The sequence below is a fragment of the Rhizobium sp. KDH_Rht_773_N genome (genome assembly GCF_052946295.1).
Window position 1 is genome coordinate 3,540,530 of the sequence record NZ_CM129525.1, and the last position, 16,976, is coordinate 3,557,505.

15 protein-coding genes and 1 riboswitch are annotated in these 16,976 nt (G+C 66.3%); of the genes, 11 read left to right on the forward strand and 4 right to left on the reverse strand.

Annotation, left to right across the window (positions count from 1 at the left end; genetic code table 11):
* Nucleotides 1-75: 75 nt before the first annotated feature.
* A riboswitch (cobalamin riboswitch) is annotated at nt 76-468 on the forward strand.
* A 352-nt stretch (nt 469-820) separates the two neighbouring features.
* Genes cobU through cobO form a run of 4 tightly spaced genes read left to right on the forward strand, consistent with a single transcriptional unit; the run spans nt 821 to nt 7,095 of the window.
* Nucleotides 821-1,330, forward strand: a complete 510-nt coding sequence (gene cobU / locus ACU8HS_RS17455; protein WP_447014777.1) for a bifunctional adenosylcobinamide kinase/adenosylcobinamide-phosphate guanylyltransferase — start codon at nt 821-823, stop codon at nt 1,328-1,330.
* Between the two features lie 3 nt (nt 1,331-1,333).
* On the forward strand, nt 1,334-2,380 hold the full coding sequence (gene cobW / locus ACU8HS_RS17460) for a cobalamin biosynthesis protein CobW (protein ID WP_112703267.1): 1,047 nt from the start codon (nt 1,334-1,336) through the stop codon (nt 2,378-2,380).
* Nucleotides 2,381-2,389: 9 nt separating this feature from the next.
* The gene (cobN, locus tag ACU8HS_RS17465; protein WP_447014778.1) at nt 2,390-6,466 is read left to right on the forward strand and encodes a cobaltochelatase subunit CobN; all 4,077 of its coding nucleotides are present in this window, start codon (nt 2,390-2,392) and stop codon (nt 6,464-6,466) included.
* The gene (cobO, locus tag ACU8HS_RS17470; protein ID WP_112569672.1) at nt 6,463-7,095 is read left to right on the forward strand and encodes a cob(I)yrinic acid a,c-diamide adenosyltransferase; all 633 of its coding nucleotides are present in this window, start codon (nt 6,463-6,465) and stop codon (nt 7,093-7,095) included. The genes cobN and cobO overlap by 4 nt, the downstream gene beginning before the upstream one ends.
* Here cobO and ACU8HS_RS17475 read toward each other — a convergent pair.
* Entirely contained in the window at nt 7,092-7,886 is a 795-nt protein-coding gene (locus ACU8HS_RS17475) for a helix-turn-helix domain-containing protein (RefSeq protein WP_112755085.1), read from the reverse strand. The two genes, cobO and ACU8HS_RS17475, sit on opposite strands and share 4 nt — an antisense overlap.
* Nucleotides 7,886-8,251, reverse strand: coding sequence for a nuclear transport factor 2 family protein (locus ACU8HS_RS17480; protein ID WP_112703271.1), 366 nt, complete (start codon nt 8,249-8,251; stop codon nt 7,886-7,888). The genes ACU8HS_RS17475 and ACU8HS_RS17480 overlap by 1 nt, the downstream gene beginning before the upstream one ends.
* Nucleotides 8,252-8,440: 189 nt before the next feature.
* Here ACU8HS_RS17480 and ACU8HS_RS17485 point away from each other — a divergent pair, with 189 nt between their 5' ends.
* Nucleotides 8,441-9,094 (forward strand): cysteine hydrolase family protein, encoded by a 654-nt coding sequence (locus tag ACU8HS_RS17485; protein ID WP_112755083.1) that lies wholly within the window; start codon nt 8,441-8,443, stop codon nt 9,092-9,094.
* Here ACU8HS_RS17485 and ACU8HS_RS17490 read toward each other — a convergent pair.
* On the reverse strand, nt 9,091-9,876 hold the full coding sequence (locus ACU8HS_RS17490) for a TSUP family transporter (RefSeq protein WP_112703273.1): 786 nt from the start codon (nt 9,874-9,876) through the stop codon (nt 9,091-9,093). The genes ACU8HS_RS17485 and ACU8HS_RS17490 overlap by 4 nt on opposite strands.
* Before the next feature lie 90 nt (nt 9,877-9,966).
* Here ACU8HS_RS17490 and ACU8HS_RS17495 point away from each other — a divergent pair, with 90 nt between their 5' ends.
* From ACU8HS_RS17495 to cbiB, 6 genes are all read left to right on the forward strand, one after another.
* Nucleotides 9,967-10,410: a cobalamin biosynthesis protein gene (locus ACU8HS_RS17495; RefSeq protein ID WP_377311491.1), complete on the forward strand. Its 444-nt coding sequence runs from the start codon at nt 9,967-9,969 to the stop codon at nt 10,408-10,410.
* A gap of 123 nt (nt 10,411-10,533) precedes the next feature.
* On the forward strand, nt 10,534-11,484 hold the full coding sequence (locus ACU8HS_RS17500; RefSeq protein WP_112753390.1) for a nucleoside hydrolase: 951 nt from the start codon (nt 10,534-10,536) through the stop codon (nt 11,482-11,484).
* A gap of 195 nt (nt 11,485-11,679) precedes the next feature.
* Nucleotides 11,680-12,528: a uroporphyrinogen-III C-methyltransferase gene (gene cobA, locus ACU8HS_RS17505; protein ID WP_447014779.1), complete on the forward strand. Its 849-nt coding sequence runs from the start codon at nt 11,680-11,682 to the stop codon at nt 12,526-12,528.
* On the forward strand, nt 12,525-13,832 hold the full coding sequence (locus tag ACU8HS_RS17510) for a cobyrinate a,c-diamide synthase (RefSeq protein WP_447014780.1): 1,308 nt from the start codon (nt 12,525-12,527) through the stop codon (nt 13,830-13,832). Before cobA ends, ACU8HS_RS17510 begins: the two co-directional genes overlap by 4 nt.
* On the forward strand, nt 13,829-14,830 hold the full coding sequence (gene cobD / locus ACU8HS_RS17515) for a threonine-phosphate decarboxylase CobD (RefSeq protein ID WP_447014781.1): 1,002 nt from the start codon (nt 13,829-13,831) through the stop codon (nt 14,828-14,830). The genes ACU8HS_RS17510 and cobD overlap by 4 nt, the downstream gene beginning before the upstream one ends.
* The gene (gene cbiB, locus ACU8HS_RS17520; RefSeq protein ID WP_112569692.1) at nt 14,827-15,807 is read left to right on the forward strand and encodes an adenosylcobinamide-phosphate synthase CbiB; all 981 of its coding nucleotides are present in this window, start codon (nt 14,827-14,829) and stop codon (nt 15,805-15,807) included. Before cobD ends, cbiB begins: the two co-directional genes overlap by 4 nt.
* On the opposite strand, the gene ACU8HS_RS17525 is transcribed toward cbiB, so the two are convergent.
* Nucleotides 15,804-16,976, reverse strand: coding sequence for an MFS transporter (locus ACU8HS_RS17525; protein WP_447014782.1), 1,173 nt, complete (start codon nt 16,974-16,976; stop codon nt 15,804-15,806). The genes cbiB and ACU8HS_RS17525 overlap by 4 nt on opposite strands.

A 16,976-nucleotide genomic window follows, 5' to 3' on the forward strand; every position in this document is an offset into this window, starting at 1 on the left:
TGGTAGTGTAAGTCGAGATGAGCGGCTTTGGCACATCGGCCGGCAATTGACACGGGGGTTGCGCGCGCCTAACCATGAAACCACATAATGGATGGTTCCGGATCGGCTTGCGCCTTCCGGATGAAAAGGGAATGTGACGGGGCGGACCCAAGCCGGGCGCCTTCATCACAGCCGACCCCGCGACTGTAGAGCAGTCAGGGTCTTCCGTCCGGCATGTGCGCCGCTGCGCCGACGGCCTCGCATTCCGCGGGCGGGCAAGGCGGAGCAGGTGCCGGAAAAGCCACTGGAAATGCATCGTGATCAGCCGGGGCAGGACGCCTCTATTTCTACGAATCGTCCGCCTTTTCACGACAGGCAGCCGGGAAGGCGAGGCGGATCCGCTGGCACGATCAGGGGCGACCGGAAAGGTCGCCCCGGTCGGGGCCGATAGCTGCGAGCCAGGAGACCTGCCATCCGTGCCGGGCATAATGCCCAATCTGGGTATCTTGCCCGCTGCCAGCACGGAGGTTGTCTTGGCTGAAGAATGCGATTCGGCGCTGCCTCGTGTGGTGCGATGTGGGGGTGGTGTTTCGACGCCCGTCGGTAATGGGGTTCTGGCGCCTGATGGTGGTAGGCCCCTGGCGCGCGCTTTCCTCTCCTCCCTCATTCCTGTGCTTGTCACAGGAATCCAGCCACGGCGCGTCTGCGCCGTGAATGAATCTATGCCATCGTTGAACGAGTCTCTCGTGCCCAAGGACTTGGGCACGCTGGATTCCTGTGACAAGCACAGGAATGAGGGAAGCAGAGAGGGCCGCGCCCATTCTCGACAGGCCGCATTGTCATGACCACAACCTTCATCCTCGGCGGCGCCCGTTCCGGCAAATCTCGCTTCGCCGAAAACCTCGTCACCGAAAGCGGCCTCGAACGCCATTACGTCGCCACCGGCCGGGCCTGGGACGACGAGATGCAGGCGCGTATCGACCAGCACAGGGCCGATCGCGGCCCCGCCTGGACCACGCATGAGGAGCCGCTCGATCTTGCCGAGCGGCTTGCCGCCATCGACGGCGAGGGCCGGGCAATCCTCGTTGATTGCCTGACGCTGTGGCTGACCAACCTGATGATGGAGGGGGGCGATATCGCCGCCCGGTCGGCCGCGCTTGCCGCCTTCCTGCCGCGGGCAAAGGCGCGGCTCGTCATCGTTTCCAATGAAGTCGGCCTCGGCATCGTGCCGGAGAACCGCATGGCGCGCGAGTTTCGCGACCATGCCGGACGGCTGCACCAGATGATCGCGGCGCAAGCCGACGACGTGTATTTCATCGCGGCCGGACTGCCGCTGAAAATGAAGGGTTAGACCATGCAGCAGAAAATTCCCGCAACCGTCATTACCGGCTTTCTCGGCGCCGGCAAGACGACCATGATCCGCAACCTGCTCACCAATGCCGGCGGCAGGAAGATCGCGCTCATCATCAACGAGTTCGGCGATCTCGGCGTCGACGGCGACGTGCTGAAGGGCTGCGGGGCGGAGAATTGCACCGAGGACGACATTATCGAGCTGACCAACGGCTGCATCTGCTGCACGGTGGCCGACGATTTCATCCCGACCATGACGAAGCTTCTGGAGCGCGACCAGCGCCCGGACCATATCGTCATCGAAACCTCGGGCCTTGCCCTGCCGCAGCCGCTCGTCGCCGCCTTCAACTGGCCTGACATCCGCAGCGAAGTGACCGTCGACGGCGTCATCACCGTGGTCGATAGCGCGGCTGTTGCCGCCGGGCGTTTTGCCGACGACCACGATGCCGTCGATGCGCGCCGCGCGGCGGACGAATCGCTCGATCACGAAAGCCCGATCGAGGAACTGTTCGAGGACCAGCTGACCTGCGCCGACCTGATCGTGCTCAACAAGACCGATCTGATCGATGCCGACGGGCTTGGCCGCGTGAAGAGCGAAGTCGCCTCGCGCATCGCCCGCAAGCCCGTGATGATCGAGGCCAGGAACGGCGAGGTGCCGGCCGGCGTGCTGCTCGGCCTCGGCATCGGCACGGAAGACGATATCGGCAACCGCAAGTCCCATCACGAGCTGGAGCATGAGGACGGCGAGCCGCACGACCATGACGAATTCGACAGTTTCGTCGTCGAACTCGGTGCCGTCCCGGATGCGGCCGGCTTCGTCGAGAAGCTGAAGGGCATCATCGCCGAACATGACGTGCTGCGCCTGAAGGGCTTCGTCGATGTTTCCGGCAAGCCGATGCGCCTGCAGCTGCAGGCCGTGGGGGCGCGCGTCGACCAGTATTTCGACCGCGCCTGGGCGCCGGGTGAAACGCGCAATACACGCCTCGTCGTCATCGGCCTGCACGAGATGGACCAGGACGCGGTGCGCAAGGCGATCGAAGCGCTCGTCTGAGGATATTGAATGCATCTGCTTCTCGCCCAGCAGGGAACGATCAGCGACGGGGACGAGGCGATCGACCTCGGCCAGTCGCCGGGCGATATCCTGTTCCTGTCGGCCGCCGATACCGAGCTTGCGGCGATTGCCGCGGCACATGCCGGCGCGGCGGGCTATTCCCTGCGGCTTGCGAGCCTGATGAGCCTGAAACATCCGATGTCGGTCGATACCTATGTGGAACGCACGGCGCGGCATGCGAAACTCATCATCGTGCGGGCGCTCGGCGGGGCGAGCTATTTTCACTATGCGCTGGAGGCGCTGCATGCGGCCGCCGCGCGCAGCGGGGCGCTGATTGCGGTGCTGCCGGGCGACAGCAAGCCGGATGCGGGGCTGACGCCGTTTTCGAATGTGGCGCTGGAGGATCTGAACGCGCTCTGGGCCTATCTGATCGAGGGCGGGGATGCCAATGCGCGGGGCTTTCTCGCCTATGCGGCGGCGATGCTCTCCGGCGAGGAGAAGCCGGCGCCATCAGCGCCGCTGATGAAGGCGGGGATCTGGTGGCCGGGGCGGGGGCTGGTTGGGGTTGAGGAGTGGAAGGAGTTTGCCGGTTCGGTCTTCGCCCCAGCGGCGAGAAGATGCCCGACAGGGCAGATGAGGGGGGCGAGCGACGCAAGGAGTGAGCAACAGGAACACGATGCAGACGTTTGTGGGGTGGCCCCCTCATCCGACCCTTCGGGCCACCGACCGGGGTCGAGCCGCGGGTCTCGACCCGTCCTTCGGACCCCCGACGGGGAGAAGGGACGGTCGTTGCCCATCGTCGCCATCGCCTTCTACCGCGCCCTCGTGCAGAGCGGCGAAACCCGCCCCGTCGAAGCCCTGATCGAAGCCCTGCAGGCGCAGGGCCTGCGGCCGCTGCCGGTCTTTGCCTACAGCCTCAAGGACCCCATCTCCAAAGGTATCCTCGAATCTATCTTCGCCGAGCTCAAACCCGACGTCGTCATCAACACGACAGGCTTTGCCGTCTCTGCACCCGGCGCCGATCGCGAGCCGACGGTGCTGGAGGCCAATGACGCCGTCGTGCTGCAGGCGATCTTTTCCGCCTCGTCGCGGGAGGCCTGGGCCGGTTCCTCGCAGGGGCTGTCGGCCCGCGATCTCGGCATGAATGTGGCGCTGCCGGAGGTGGATGGCCGCGTGCTGTCGCGCGCCGTCTCCTTCAAGGCCGCCGCCCGCTACGATGCTGATGTCGAGGCCAATATCGTGTCCAGCGAGCCGGATGGCGGGCGCATGGCCTATGTCGCGGCCCTTGCCGCCAGCTGGGCGCGGCTGCGGCAGCGGCCAGTTTCGGAGCGGCGGATTGCGCTTGTCATGGCGAACTATCCGAACCGGGACGGACGGCTCGGCAACGGCGTCGGGCTCGATACGCCGGCCGGGACGATCGAGGTGATGCGGGCGATGGCGCAGGCGGGTTATCCGCTTGCCGATATTCCCGCCGATGGCGACGCGCTGATGCGACATCTGATGGCGGGGCCGACCAATTCCGGCTTCGACGGCAAGGTGGTGCGCGAGACGCTTTCCTTGAGTCGATACAAGGGCTTCTTTGGCTCTCTTCCCAATCAGATTCAGGATGAGGTGACGGCGCGCTGGGGGGATCCGGAGGCCGATCCCTATCTGCGTGACGGTGCTTTCGCTCTGCCATTCGCGCGTTTCGGCGGGCTGCTTGTCGGCATCCAGCCGGCGCGCGGCTACAATATCGATCCCAAGGAAAGTTATCATTCGCCGGATCTCGTGCCGCCACACGGCTATTTCGCCTTCTATGCCTTCCTGCGCGAAGAGTTCGGCGCCGATGCGATCATTCACATGGGCAAGCACGGCAATCTGGAATGGCTGCCGGGCAAGGCGCTGGCGTTGTCGGAAACCTGCTACCCGGAAGCGATCCTCGGGCCGCTGCCGCATCTTTATCCCTTCATCGTCAACGATCCCGGCGAGGGCACGCAGGCCAAGCGCCGCACGGCCGCCGTCATCATCGATCACCTGACGCCGCCGCTGACGCGGGCCGAGAGCTACGGGCCGCTGAAGGATCTGGAGGCGCTGGTGGATGAATATTACGAGGCTTCGGGTGGCGATCCCAGGCGTATCCGGCTCCTGTCGCGGCAGATCCTCGAGCTTGTTGCCGATATCGGGCTCGACCGGGATGCGGGGATAACCAAGGGCGAGAGCGAAGGCGAGGCGCTGAAGAAGCTCGATGCCTATCTCTGCGATCTCAAGGAGATGCAGATCCGCGATGGCTTGCATGTGTTCGGGGTATCGCCGGAAGGACGGTTGCTGACGGATCTCACCGTGGCGCTGGCGCGGGTGCCACGCGGGCTGGGCGAGGGCGGCGATGCGAGCCTGCAGCGGGCGATTGCGGGGGATGTGTTGCAAAACCCCTCCCCAACCCCTCCCCACAAGGGGGAGGGGCTTGCTGGGCGCGCCGTCTCCGCGTCGTCTGGGACCGCTGAGGTTGCCGCGAGCGCGACGCTAAGTCCCTCCCCCTTGTGGGGAGGGGTTGGGGAGGGGCCGTCTTTCGACCCTCTCGACTGCGATATGGCCGCCCCTTGGGCCGGCCCGCGCCCGGCAATTCTCGCCGAGATCACCGACGCTCCCTGGCGCACCAACGGCGACACGGTCGAGCGCATCGAACTGCTCGCCGCCAGGCTCGTTTCCGGCGAACTCGCCTGTCCAAGCCTCTGGTCGCGAACCGGAGCCGTGCTCGCCGAAATCGAGGCCCGCCTCAAGCCCTCCATCCTCGCCTGCGGCCCGGCTGAAATCGCCGGCCTGCTCCGCGGCCTCGACGGCCGTTTCGTCGCTCCCGGCCCATCCGGCGCGCCGACGCGCGGGCGGCCGGATGTGTTGCCGACGGGGCGGAATTTCTACTCGGTGGACAGCCGCGCGGTGCCGACGCCCGCCGCCTACGAACTCGGCAGGAAATCCGCCGAACTGCTGATCCGCCGTTACGTGCAGGATCACGGCGAATGGCCCGTCTCCTTCGGGCTGACGGCCTGGGGCACGTCGAACATGCGCACCGGCGGTGACGATATCGCCCAGGCGCTGGCGCTGATCGGCGTCAAGCCGGTCTGGGACATGGCCTCGCGGCGTGTCACCGGCTACGAGATCATTCCGCCGGCCATGCTGCGGCGGCCGCGGGTGGATGTGACATTGCGCATTTCCGGTTTCTTCCGTGATGCTTTTCCCGAGCAGATCGCACTGTTCGACAAGGCGATCCGCGCGGTCGGCGCGCTGGAGGAGGATGTGGCCGACAACCCGATTGCCGGGCGCATGCGCGGCGAGGCGGCGCGGCTGACCGCCGCCGGGCTCGACGGGAAGGCGGCGGCCAGGCGGGCGGGCTACCGTGTCTTCGGCTCGAAGCCGGGGGCCTATGGCGCGGGCCTGCAGGCGCTGATCGACGAGAAGGGCTGGGAGCGGCGGGCCGATCTTGCCGAGGCCTATCTCGTCTGGGGCAGTTATGCCTATGGCGCGGGCGAGGAGGGGCAGGCCGAGCGCGACCTCTTCGAGGAGCGGCTGCGCTCCGTTCAGGCCGTGGTGCAGAACCAGGACAATCGCGAGCACGACCTGCTCGACAGCGACGACTATTACCAGTTCGAGGGCGGCATGGCGGCGGCGGCGGAAGCGCTGGGCGGCGTGCGGCCGGCGATCTACCACAACGACCATTCGCGGCCGGAAAAGCCCGTGATCCGCTCGCTGGAAGAGGAAATCGGGCGCGTGGTGCGCGGGCGCGTCGTCAATCCGAAATGGATCGAGGGCGTCATGCGCCACGGCTACAAGGGCGCTTTCGAGATAGCAGCGACGGTCGATTATCTCTTTGCCTTCGCGGCGACGACGGGCGCTGTCGGCAACCACCATTTCGAGGCGGTCTACCGGGCCTTCGTCGCCGATCCCCGGGTGCGCGACTTCATGGAAGAGAAGAACCCGGCCGCCCTTTCCGAAATGAAGGAGCGGCTGCTGGAGGCGATCGAGCGCGGGCTGTGGACGCCGCGCAGCAACTCGGCGCAATTTGATCTTACAGACCACAACGAAACCAGGAAAAGAGCAGGCAGCCAGCCATGAGCGAAGAGCCAGTAGACTCCACCGAAAAGGACGACGCCCGTCACAACGAGAAGATGGCGAAGAAGAAGGCCGCGCGTGACAAGATCATGGCGACCAAGACGGACGAGAAGGGGCTCGTCATCGTCCATACCGGCAAGGGCAAGGGCAAGTCGTCTGCCGCCTTCGGCATGATCTTCCGCCACATCGCCCACGGCAAGCCGTCGGCCGTCGTGCAGTTCATCAAGGGCGCGATGTGGACGGGCGAGCGCGACCTGATCGAGAAGCATTTCTCCGATGTCTGCCAGTTCTACACGATGGGCGAGGGCTTTACCTGGGAAACGCAGGACCGGGCGCGCGATGTGGCGGCGGCTGCCGCCGCCTGGGAAAAGGCCAAGGAACTGATCCGCGACGAGCGCAATTCCATGGTGCTGCTCGACGAGATCAATATCGCGCTGCGCTACGACTATCTCGATATCAACGAGGTGGTGGAGTTCCTGAAGACCGAGAAGCCCTACATGACGCATGTCGTGCTGACGGGGCGCAACGCCAAGGACGAGCTGATCGAGATCGCCGATCTCGTGACCGAGATGGAGCTCGTCAAACATCCCTTCCGCTCCGGCATCAAGGGGCAGCCGGGCGTGGAGTTCTAGTTCAGCGACAGGCTGCGCAGGACCGCCGCCGTTTCCTCATCGGCCGGGAAGAGCGTTTCGATGGCGAGTTCCGACAGGGTGATATCGACGGGCGTGCCGAAGACGGTGGTGGTCGAGATGAAGGAGAGCAGGCCGGCTTTGGTCGAAAGCTGCAGGGGAACGGCGATGCCGGCAAAGTCGGCGTGCGGCTCGACCGCGTCTTCGGGGGCGGGATAGGAGAGCAGGTCTTTCAGCAGCTTTTCCAGAACGGGATCGCCCGAGACCGAAATCTGCTGGCGCAGCCGGTCGAGAAGGTGGGCGCGCCATTCGGCGAGGTTGGCGATATGCTGCGCCATGCCCCGCGGATGCAGGCTGAGGCGCAGCACGTTGACGGGTGGCTCCAGCAAGGCCGGATCAGCAACGGTTTCGAGCAGCGGCGCCAGGGCGGCGTTGGCGGCGATCAGCGTCCAGTGGCGGTCGATGGCGATGGCGGGGTAGGGCTCGTGTCCCTTCAGAATCCGGTCGATGGCGCGGCGTGCGGGAAGAAGGGCGGGATCGTCCAGCCTGCGCTCGGCAAAGACGGGGGCGTAACCGGCGGCCAGCAGCAGCGGATTGCGGTCACGCAGGGGAACGCCGAGGCGTTCGGCCAGATGCAGCAGCATTTCGCGGCTCGGGGTCGAACGCCCGCTCTCGATGAAGCTCAGGTGCCGTTGCGAAATATCGGCCTCCAGCGCGAGGTCCAGCTGGCTCATGCGGCGGCGCTGGCGCCATTCGCGCAGGTGGTCTCCGAGAGAGCGGGCGGTCGGGTTCATCAGGCGGCTTCCGGCAGCTGATCGATGAAGCCGCGGACGGATTTCAGCTTGCCGTCTTCGAGCTCGGCAAAATCCGTGCCCTTGATCAGCGCTTCGCCATTCTCGGGGCCGAGGCCCCAGGAGAAGCGCAGGTTGTTGCCGTAGCCGTCGGCCGTGCCGATCAGTTCGAAGCGGAAGCCGGGGAAGCGGCTCTGGACGGCCTCGACCAGCGCGTTGATCTGCTCATGGCCTTCGCCGCGCATCAGCGGGTCGGTATAGGTTGCGGCCTCCGTCCAGCTTTCGGCGATCAGAGCGCGGCGGCGGGCGGCATCCGTTTCGTTCCAGATGGCGAGGTAGCGCTCGGCTTTGGTCTTTGCGTCGGTCATCTTGTCATCTCCTTTTGATCGCCTGTCACGTTCAGGCAGGGCGATCATCGGTCAAAGCGGTGCAGCCTATCAATTACGCCTGACGTAATGGAAGCAGGATCAAATTCAGGTCTCGGCTTGGTGATTTGACAGGCGGGCGGGGAGTTCGGAGATTTGCCGCGACCCCTTTTGCCCGGAGGAGACCTGCCCATGAAAGCCCGTTCCCGCAAAGCCTTGGCCGCATTCGCCATAACTATTTTCGGCACCTCCGCCGCCCATGCGACCATTATCGACGACTGGAATACGATCAAGGCGCCGGCAGCGCCGCAGTTGAAGCCGGTTGATGTCGATACGTCCGATACGGCGCTGCTGCTGCTCGATTTCAACGGCGCGCAGGACCCGTCCAAGGGGCCGTGCAACACGAAGACCAAGCCGCGCTGCATCGCCTCGCTGCCGAAGGTGGCAAAGCTGACGGATGAGGCGCGCAAGAGCGGCGTGCCTGTGATCTACAGCATCACAGGCGGGGCGGCGAAGGGCGATATTGCCGAAGCGCTGGCGCCCGAGGCGGACGATCCGATCGTGCAGTCGGGCGCCAACAAGTTCATCAATACCGACCTCGAAAAGATCCTCTCCGACAGGCATATCAAGACGGTGATCGTGACCGGCACGGCCTCGGAAGGTGCGGTGCTGAACACGGCGGCCTATGCGGCGCTGAAGGGCATGAATGTCATCCTGCCAGTCGATGGCATGTCGTCGACCGACCCTTACGCCGAGCAATATGTCGCCTGGCATTTCGCCAATGCGCCGGGTGTCTCGGCCAAGACGGTGCTTACCGATATCGACGATATCAAGTTCGGGGATTAACCGCCAAGCCAGACACGCAGCGGGTTTGCCGGGTCGGCCAGAAGCTTGATCGCGAAGGCGATGCAGACGACGACGAGCAACGGCTTGATGAGCCTGGCGCCGATGCGCATGGCAAGCCGCGAGCCGAGCTGGGCGCCGAGGAACTGGCAGGCGCCCATCAGCAGGCCGATCTTCCAGAGTGTGGCGCCGAAGCTTGCGAAGACGATCAGCGCGCCGAAATTCGAGCCGAGATTGAGAAGCTTGGTGTGGGCGGTCGCCTTCAGCATGCCGAAGCCGGCGAGGGTGACGAAGGCCAGCATGAGGAAGGAGCCGGTGCCGGGGCCGAAGACGCCGTCGTAAAAGCCGATGACGGGAACCAGCGTCAGGCCGAAGAGGAAGGGCGTCATGCGGCGGTGCGTGTCGGAATCGTTGAGGTTCGGCTTGACGGCGAAGAAGATGGCGATCGCCACCAGAAGCACCGGCATGACGGCCTGCAGCACCTGGCCGGGCACCAGCGTGGCGAGGGCTGCGCCCAGCGCGCCGCCCATGACGGCCATCAGCGCCATCGGCAATTGTTCGGAAAGCTTCACATGGCCCTTGCGGGCATAGGCGATGGTTGCCGAGGCCGCGCCGAAGAGGGACTGAACCTTGTTGGTGCCGAGTGTCTGCAGCGGCGGGATGCCTGATATCAGCATGGCGGGAACGGTGATGAGGCCGCCGCCGCCGGCGATGGAATCGACGAAACCGGCAAAGAAGGCGGCCGCGCAGAGCAGCAGAAGCAGGTGGATGGCAATGTCAGGCAAGAGGCACTTCCGGGGAGGGTATTCTTGGATGGGCTTTCGGGCGGCCTTGTTGCATTTCCGGCCTCAAGCTGCAATGGCTCGGCGCACGCAATGAGGCGCAATCGGCTGACGGGAATGGGCGAAATCATCATCGACGCGGCAAGGCGGCATGTGCTCGGGCTCGGTTGCGAGCGCGGGACGCCCGATCGCGAGGTGATGGCGCTTGCGATGGACGCGCTTGACAGGGCCGGGATCGGCGGGGCGCAGCTTGCCGCCGTGGCCTCGATCGACAGCCGCAGCGAAGAGACGGCGATCCTTGCCGTTGCCGCGCGTTTTTCCGTGCCGGCCCTGTTCTTCGGCGCGGCGCGGCTGGAGGAAGAGACGCCGCGGCTCCAAAACCCGTCCAGGATCGTCTTTGCCCGTGTCGGCTGCCACGGCGTGGCGGAAGCGGCGGCGCTTGCGGCGCTCGGCGCGGAGGCGCAGCTGATCCTCGGCAAGATCAAATCTGCCCATGCGACAGCGGCCGTCGCCCGGATCGGGTTGCACAAAGCCTGACGGGCGTTATGGTGGCGGCACTTCGCGGCGCCGTCCGGCCGCCGGCGATTCAATCTTGTTTCAACGCAAGGGCGGAGGCAAAGGCGCGACGCATTGCGCTGGAATTGCTTCTAGAGGATACACATGCACAAGGTCATTTATGACACGGATCCGGGCGTCGACGATGCAATGGCGCTGCTTTTCCTGCACCGCCATCCCGAGATCGACCTGATCGGCATCACCACCGTCTTCGGCAATGCCTCGGTCGAGACGACGACGCGCAACGCGCTGTTCCTGAAGCGGGAATGGGATATTCCGGCGCCGGTCGCCAAGGGCGCCAGCGTCACCATCGATCCCGCCCGCCGGGAGCGGCCCTGGCCGACCATGGTGCATGGCGAAAACGGCCTCGGCGACATGCCGGTGCCGGAGACGATCGACCTGCCGGTCGATCCGCGCCCGGCGCATCGTTTCATCATCGAGACCGTGCGCGCCAATCCGGGCGAGGTGACGCTGGTGGCCGTCGGCCGCATGACGAACCTCGCGCTGGCGCTGAAGGAAGACCCCGAGATTGCCAGCCTCGTGAAGGGCGTCGTCATTATGGGCGGTAACTTCTACGTGCCGGGCAATGTCTCGCCGGTGGCCGAAGCCAATATTCACGGCGATCCGGAAGCGGCCGATATCGTCATGACCGCGCCGTGGAAAGTGGTCGTCATCGGCCTCGATGTGACCGCGATCACGACGATGAGCCGCTCCTATCTGCGCGACATGGCGGCAAAGGGCGACAAGGCGGTCAGGCAGCTCGACGAGCTTTCGCAGTCCTATATCGATTTCTACAAGCATGCGGTCGAAGACGGCATGATGGTGCATGACAGCTGTGCGGCCGTCTATGTCGTGGCGCCGGACCTGTTTTCGACGATCACCGGTCCGGTGCGCGTCGTCTGCGGCGGCATTGCCGACGGGCAGACGGTCGTCAAGCCGGACGGCCGCCGCTTCCCGCCGGGCGACTGGGACGGCCTGCCGAGCCAGGTCGTGGCCACCGGCATCGAATCGGAAAAGGTGCTCGATCTGATCCGCGACACGCTTCTGCGCGCCTGAACGGCCTTGACCGGCCGGCCGCGTTCCGCGCCGCCGGCCGGTCCTTCATTCCGGAGCCCGATCAATCGCTTGGCCGGATTTCCTGCGGATTTGATTCCGCTTCCTGCGACGTTGATTCAACGGCGTTTCGTCAACTTGCGGTGCGCGACTTCTGATTCCGTTGACCTCGCCATCCGGCGGGCCTAGATCAACGGGATGATCGATAGCGCATTCTCACATCTGCCGTCGCTGGAGCCGGGCAGCGTCTGGCTCGTCGGCGCCGGTCCGGGCGATCCGGGCCTGCTGACCCTGCTTGCCGCGCGGGGGCTCGCGCAGGCCGACGTGATCGTGCATGACGCGCTGGTCAACGAGGACTGTCTGAAGCTCGCCCGTTCCGGCGCCGAGCTGGAATATGCCGGCAAACGCGGCGGCAAGCCTTCGGCCCGGCAGCGGGACATTTCGCTGCGGCTGGTGGAACTGGCGCGCGCGGGCAAGCGGGTGCTGCGGCTGAAGGGCGGCGATCCCTTCGTCTTCGGGCGGGGCGGGGAAGAGGCGCTGACGCTGGTCGAGCACAATATCCCCTTCCGCATCGTGCCGGGCATCACCGCCGGCATCGGCGGCCTTGCCTATGCCGGCATTCCGGTGACGCATCGCGAGATCAACCATGCCGTGACGTTTCTGACCGGCCACGATTCCTCCGGCATCGTGCCGGACGCGATCGACTGGGAGGCGATCGGCAGGGGCTCGCCCGTCATCGTCATCTATATGGCGATGAAACATATCGCCCAGATCAGCGCCAATCTCATCGCGTCCGGCCGTTCCGCCTCCGAGCCCGTGGCCTTCGTCTGCAATGCGGCGACCGGCGCGCAGCAGGTGCTGGAGACGACGCTCGGGCAGGCGCCCGAAGCGGTCGCCGCCTCCGGGCTGGAGCCGCCGGCAATCGTCGTCGTCGGCGAGGTGGTGCGGCTGCGCGCCTCGCTCGACTGGCTCGGCGCGCTCGGCGGGCGCCGCCTGCAGCCCGATCCTTTCCGCCACGCCGACGGCCGGGGAAAGGAGACGGTATGAGCGGGCTTCTGATCGCGGCGCCTTCCTCCGGTTCCGGCAAGACGACGGTAACGCTCGGGCTGCTGCGGGCGCTGCGCAATCGCGGCGTGGCGGTGGCGCCCGGCAAGGCCGGGCCTGACTATATCGACCCGGCGTTCCACGCGGCGGCGAGCGGCGCGCACTGCCTGAATTTCGACCCCTGGGGCATGCGGCCGGAGCTGATTTCGGCCAATGCGACGCTGCACCGTTCCGGCGACCGGATCCTGCTCATCGAGGGCATGATGGGCCTTTTCGACGGGGCGGCGGACGGACACGGCACGGCGGCGGAGCTTGCCGCGCAGCTCGGGCTTTCGGTCGTGCTCGTCGTCGATGCCTCGCGCCTGTCGCAATCCGTGGCGCCGCTGGTCAGCGGTTTTGCCGGGTTCCGGGCCGACGTGCGCATTGCCGGCGTCATCCTCAACAAGGTCGGCAGCGACCGGCACGAGGCGATGCTGCGCCAGGCGCTGGACAAGATCCGCATGCCCGTCGTCGCCGTCATCCGCAAGGATGCGATGCTGGCGCTGCCGGAGCGGCATCTGGGGCTGGTGCAGGCGGGCGAACACGCCGCGCTTGAGGAATTCATCGACAACGCGGCCGCAGCCGTTTCGGAAGAGTGCAATTTCGAATTCCTGCTGCGCATCGCCCGCCAGGGGCTGAACCGGCCGTCGGCGGCCAATATTGCCCGGCTGATGCCCTTCGGCAGCCGCATTGCCGTTGCCCGCGATATCGCCTTCGCCTTCTGCTACGAGCATATGCTGCTCGGCTGGCGGCGGCGCGGGGCGGAGATTTCCTTCTTCTCGCCGCTGGCCGACGAGGCGCCGGCAGCCGATGCCGATGCGATCTACCTGCCGGGCGGCTATCCCGAGCTGCATGCGGGCAAGCTTGCGGGCGCGGGCAATTTTGCGGCTGCGATGAAGGCTGCGGCCGCGCGCGGCGTGCGCATCTACGGCGAATGCGGCGGCTATATGGTGCTCGGCGACGGGCTGATCGACGCGGCGGGCGGGCGCCATGAAATGCTCGGCCTGCTGCCTGTCGTGACCAGCTACGAGAAGCGCGAGCGGCATCTTGGCTACCGGCGGGTCACGCCGCTCGAAGGCGCGTTTTTCGACAGGCCGATGGCGGCGCATGAATTCCACTACTCGACCATCGTTTCCGAAGGCGAGGCCGACCGGCTGTTTGCGGCGCGGGATGCGCTCGGCAACGATCTCGGCCCGGCCGGTCTGAGGCGCGGGCAGGTGGCCGGCTCCTACATGCACCTCATCGATCTGGCGGGAGCTGCCGCATGAATGCGCCGATCGTGCATGGCGGCGGCATTACGGCCGCGGCGGCCAGCTTCGGCGGCCGGGTGGAGGACTGGCTCGACCTTTCGACCGGCATCAATCCCAATCCGGTGGCGCTGCCGCAGATTCCGCCGCGGGTCTGGCACCGGCTGCCGGACCGGCACCTCGTCGAGACGGCGCGCCATGCGGCGCGCGACCACTATCGCAGCGGCGCGATCCTGCCGCTGCCGGTTCCGGGCACGCAGTCGGTGATCCAGCTTCTGCCGCGCCTGGCGCCGGCGGGCCGGCGGGTGGCGATCCTTTCGCCGACCTACGGGGAATATGCGCGGGCTTTCGTCGATGCCGGTTTTGCGGTCGATACGGTCGGCGGGATCGACGAGATCGGGCCGGAGCACGGGCTGGCCGTCGTCGTCAACCCGAACAATCCGGACGGCCGGGTCCATGCCGCCGACAGGCTGGAACAACTGCACGACCGGCTGAAGGCGGGCGGCGGTTATCTCGTAATCGACGAAGCGTTCGGGGATACGAGCCCGGAAACGAGCCTTGCGCCGCGCGCGGCCGGTCTTGCAAACCTCATCATCTTCCGCTCCTTCGGGAAGTTCTTCGGGCTTGCGGGGCTCAGGCTCGGCTTTGCCATTGCGCGGGGCGACATTCTCATGCGCTTCGAGGACTGGCTCGGCCCCTGGGCCGTGTCGGGGCCGGCGCTTGCGCTTGCCGGTTCGCTGCTGAATTCGGACGTTTCGCCGATTGCCCGCTCGATCGGCGAGCGGCAGAAGGCCCTTCATGCCGTGCTTGCCGGGGCGGGGCTTGCCGTTGCCGGCGGCACGCCGTTGTTTGCGCTCGTTGCCGATGCCAGGGCCGGCGACATTTACACCGAACTCTGCCGCCATCATATTCTCGTACGCCGATTCGACTACGCGCCGGACTGGCTGCGCTTCGGCCTGACGCCGGATGTTTCTGACGATGCAAGACTGGCTGCTGCCCTTCGGAGCTTTACCCGATGAATCTGGATGAACATTTCCTCGTGCTGGTTCTGGCGCTGCTGCTCGACCGCATTATCGGCGATCCGCAATGGCTGTGGATGCGCGTGCCGCATCCGGTCGCGATCTTCGGCCGGGCGATCGGCTATTTCGACCAGCATTTCAACCGCGAGATCCTGAGCAAGGCGCAGCGCAAGCAGAACGGCGTGGTGGCGATCCTGGCGCTCTCGGCGCTCGCCGTCGTCACCGGTGTCGTGCTGCACTGGTTCCTGATGCTCTTCGGCCCGATCGGCATCCTGGTCGAAATCTTCTGCGTGGCGATCTTCCTGGCGCAGAAGAGCCTGTCGGACCATGTCGCGGCGGTCGTCACCGCGCTCAGAAGCGAAGGGCTCGTGGGCGGGCGCAAGGCGGTGTCGCGCATCGTCGGGCGCGATCCGGAAACGCTGGACGAGCCTGCCGTCTGCCGCGCGGCGATCGAAAGCCTGGCGGAGAATTTCTCCGACGGCGTGGTGGCGCCGGCGCTCTGGTATGCGATCTTCGGCCTGCCCGGCCTGTTCTTCTACAAGATGCTGAACACGGCGGATTCGATGATCGGCCACCGCTCGGAAAAATACGTCGATTTCGGCTGGGCCTCGGCGCGGCTCGACGATATCGCCAACTGGCCGGCCGCGCGCCTCTCCATCCTGCTGATTGCCGTCGGCGCCGGCATCCGCCGCGGCACCTCGGCTTTCCGCGATGCCTTCAAGGTCGGTATCCGCGACGGCAAGCTGCACCGCTCGCCGAATTCCGGCCGCCCGGAAGCGGCCATGGCCGGCGCGCTCGATCTGCAGCTTGCCGGCCCGCGCGTCTATTCCGGCATGGTGGTGCGCGAGCCGATGATCAACGGCACGGGCCGCGACGTGGCGACGGCCGGCGACGTCGAGGACGGGATCTCCGTCTTCCAGGCAAGCTGCATGGCGCTGACGCTGCTTGTCTTCGTGGGTTTCGTCTGCCTGCTCTAGGCTTGCCGCCTGACGACCAGAAACACCGCCAGCACGCCGCTCAGCAGGCCGAGCGAGAGCGGCAGGCCGTGATGGCCGATCATCTGCATCGCCAGGCCCGTTGCGGGTGAACCTGCAATGCCGCCGAGGCCCCAGACGAGGGCGAAGGCGGCGTTGCCGGCGATCAGCGACTGGCCGGTGAAGCGCTCGCCGAGCTGGATCAGCGACAGGGTGTAGAGGCCGAAGGAGACGCCGCCCCAGAGGAAGAAGAGCGGCCAGATGAGCCATGTGCCGAAGGCGACCGGCAGGAGCAGGCAGCCGGTAAGCGAGGCGAGCGCGCAGAAGAGCAGGGTGGGGCGCGAGCCGAACTGTTCGGCGAGGCGGCCGAGCACGATCTGCAGCGCGGCATTGCCGGCGATGAAGCAGGTGATCAGCGCGGCGATACGCTGTTCCGGGCTGTCGAGGGCGGCGCCATAGACGGCGAAGAGGGCAAGCAGGATCTGCTCGAAGCCGGCGGCGACGAAGACGGCGAAGAGCAGGAGCGGCGCCAGCACGAAGACGGCGGCGACGGAGGTCGCTTCGCCTTCCTGCGGCATGTCGGGCAGGCGTCTTGAAACGGCCAGCACGATCAGGCCGCAGAGGAGGAAGGCTGCGATGCCGATCAGGAAGGGCGGCCAGCCCTCGGTGCCGGCAAGCCCGAGCGTGAGCGGGCCGATGGCGAAGCCGCCGGAGACGACCGACGAATAGAGGCCCATGATGCGGCCGCGGCGCCGGGCGGGCGTGACGGCGAGCAGCCAGGTTTCGCTGATGACGTAGAGCGGATTGGCGAAGGCGCCGAGCAGGAAGCGCAGCGGCATCCAGGCCCAGGCCTGCTGTATCGACGCGATGCCCGTCAGGCTGACGGCGGCGAGGATCGAGCACAGGATGGCGAGGCGCCCGCCGCCGATACGGCGCGAGAGCGCGGGAATGACGGGGGCGGAGACGATGAAGCCAAGCGGTGTCATCGCCGCCGACAGGCCGATCAGGCCGGAGACTACGCCCTGCCGCTCCAGGATGAAGCTCAGGAGCGGATAGGTCAGGCCCTGCGCCATCGCAAAGACCGTAACCGTGGCGATGATGCCGGCCATCGCCGCCGAGCGGACGCGGTCGCCGGTTGCTGCGGCAAGGGGCAGAAGGCGCTCGTCGGTCAT

Bases quoted from the DNA above. Each gene is read 5' to 3' on its own strand.
- ACU8HS_RS17510 (WP_447014780.1), top strand. From the start codon at position 12,525: ATGAGCGGGCTTCTGATCGCGGCGCCTTCCTCCGGTTCCGGCAAGACG.
- ACU8HS_RS17495 (WP_377311491.1), top strand. From the start codon at position 9,967: ATGAGGCGCAATCGGCTGACGGGAATGGGCGAAATCATCATCGACGCG.
- ACU8HS_RS17525 (WP_447014782.1), bottom strand. From the start codon at position 16,976: ATGACCGACGAGCGCCTTCTGCCCCTTGCCGCAGCAACCGGCGACCGC.
- cobO (WP_112569672.1), top strand. From the start codon at position 6,463: ATGAGCGAAGAGCCAGTAGACTCCACCGAAAAGGACGACGCCCGTCAC.
- cobN (WP_447014778.1), top strand. From the start codon at position 2,390: ATGCATCTGCTTCTCGCCCAGCAGGGAACGATCAGCGACGGGGACGAG.
- ACU8HS_RS17475 (WP_112755085.1), bottom strand. From the start codon at position 7,886: ATGAACCCGACCGCCCGCTCTCTCGGAGACCACCTGCGCGAATGGCGC.
- ACU8HS_RS17500 (WP_112753390.1), top strand. From the start codon at position 10,534: ATGCACAAGGTCATTTATGACACGGATCCGGGCGTCGACGATGCAATG.
- cobD (WP_447014781.1), top strand. From the start codon at position 13,829: ATGAATGCGCCGATCGTGCATGGCGGCGGCATTACGGCCGCGGCGGCC.
- cobA (WP_447014779.1), top strand. From the start codon at position 11,680: ATGATCGATAGCGCATTCTCACATCTGCCGTCGCTGGAGCCGGGCAGC.
- ACU8HS_RS17480 (WP_112703271.1), bottom strand. From the start codon at position 8,251: ATGACCGACGCAAAGACCAAAGCCGAGCGCTACCTCGCCATCTGGAAC.
- ACU8HS_RS17485 (WP_112755083.1), top strand. From the start codon at position 8,441: ATGAAAGCCCGTTCCCGCAAAGCCTTGGCCGCATTCGCCATAACTATT.
- cbiB (WP_112569692.1), top strand. From the start codon at position 14,827: ATGAATCTGGATGAACATTTCCTCGTGCTGGTTCTGGCGCTGCTGCTC.
- cobU (WP_447014777.1), top strand. From the start codon at position 821: ATGACCACAACCTTCATCCTCGGCGGCGCCCGTTCCGGCAAATCTCGC.
- cobW (WP_112703267.1), top strand. From the start codon at position 1,334: ATGCAGCAGAAAATTCCCGCAACCGTCATTACCGGCTTTCTCGGCGCC.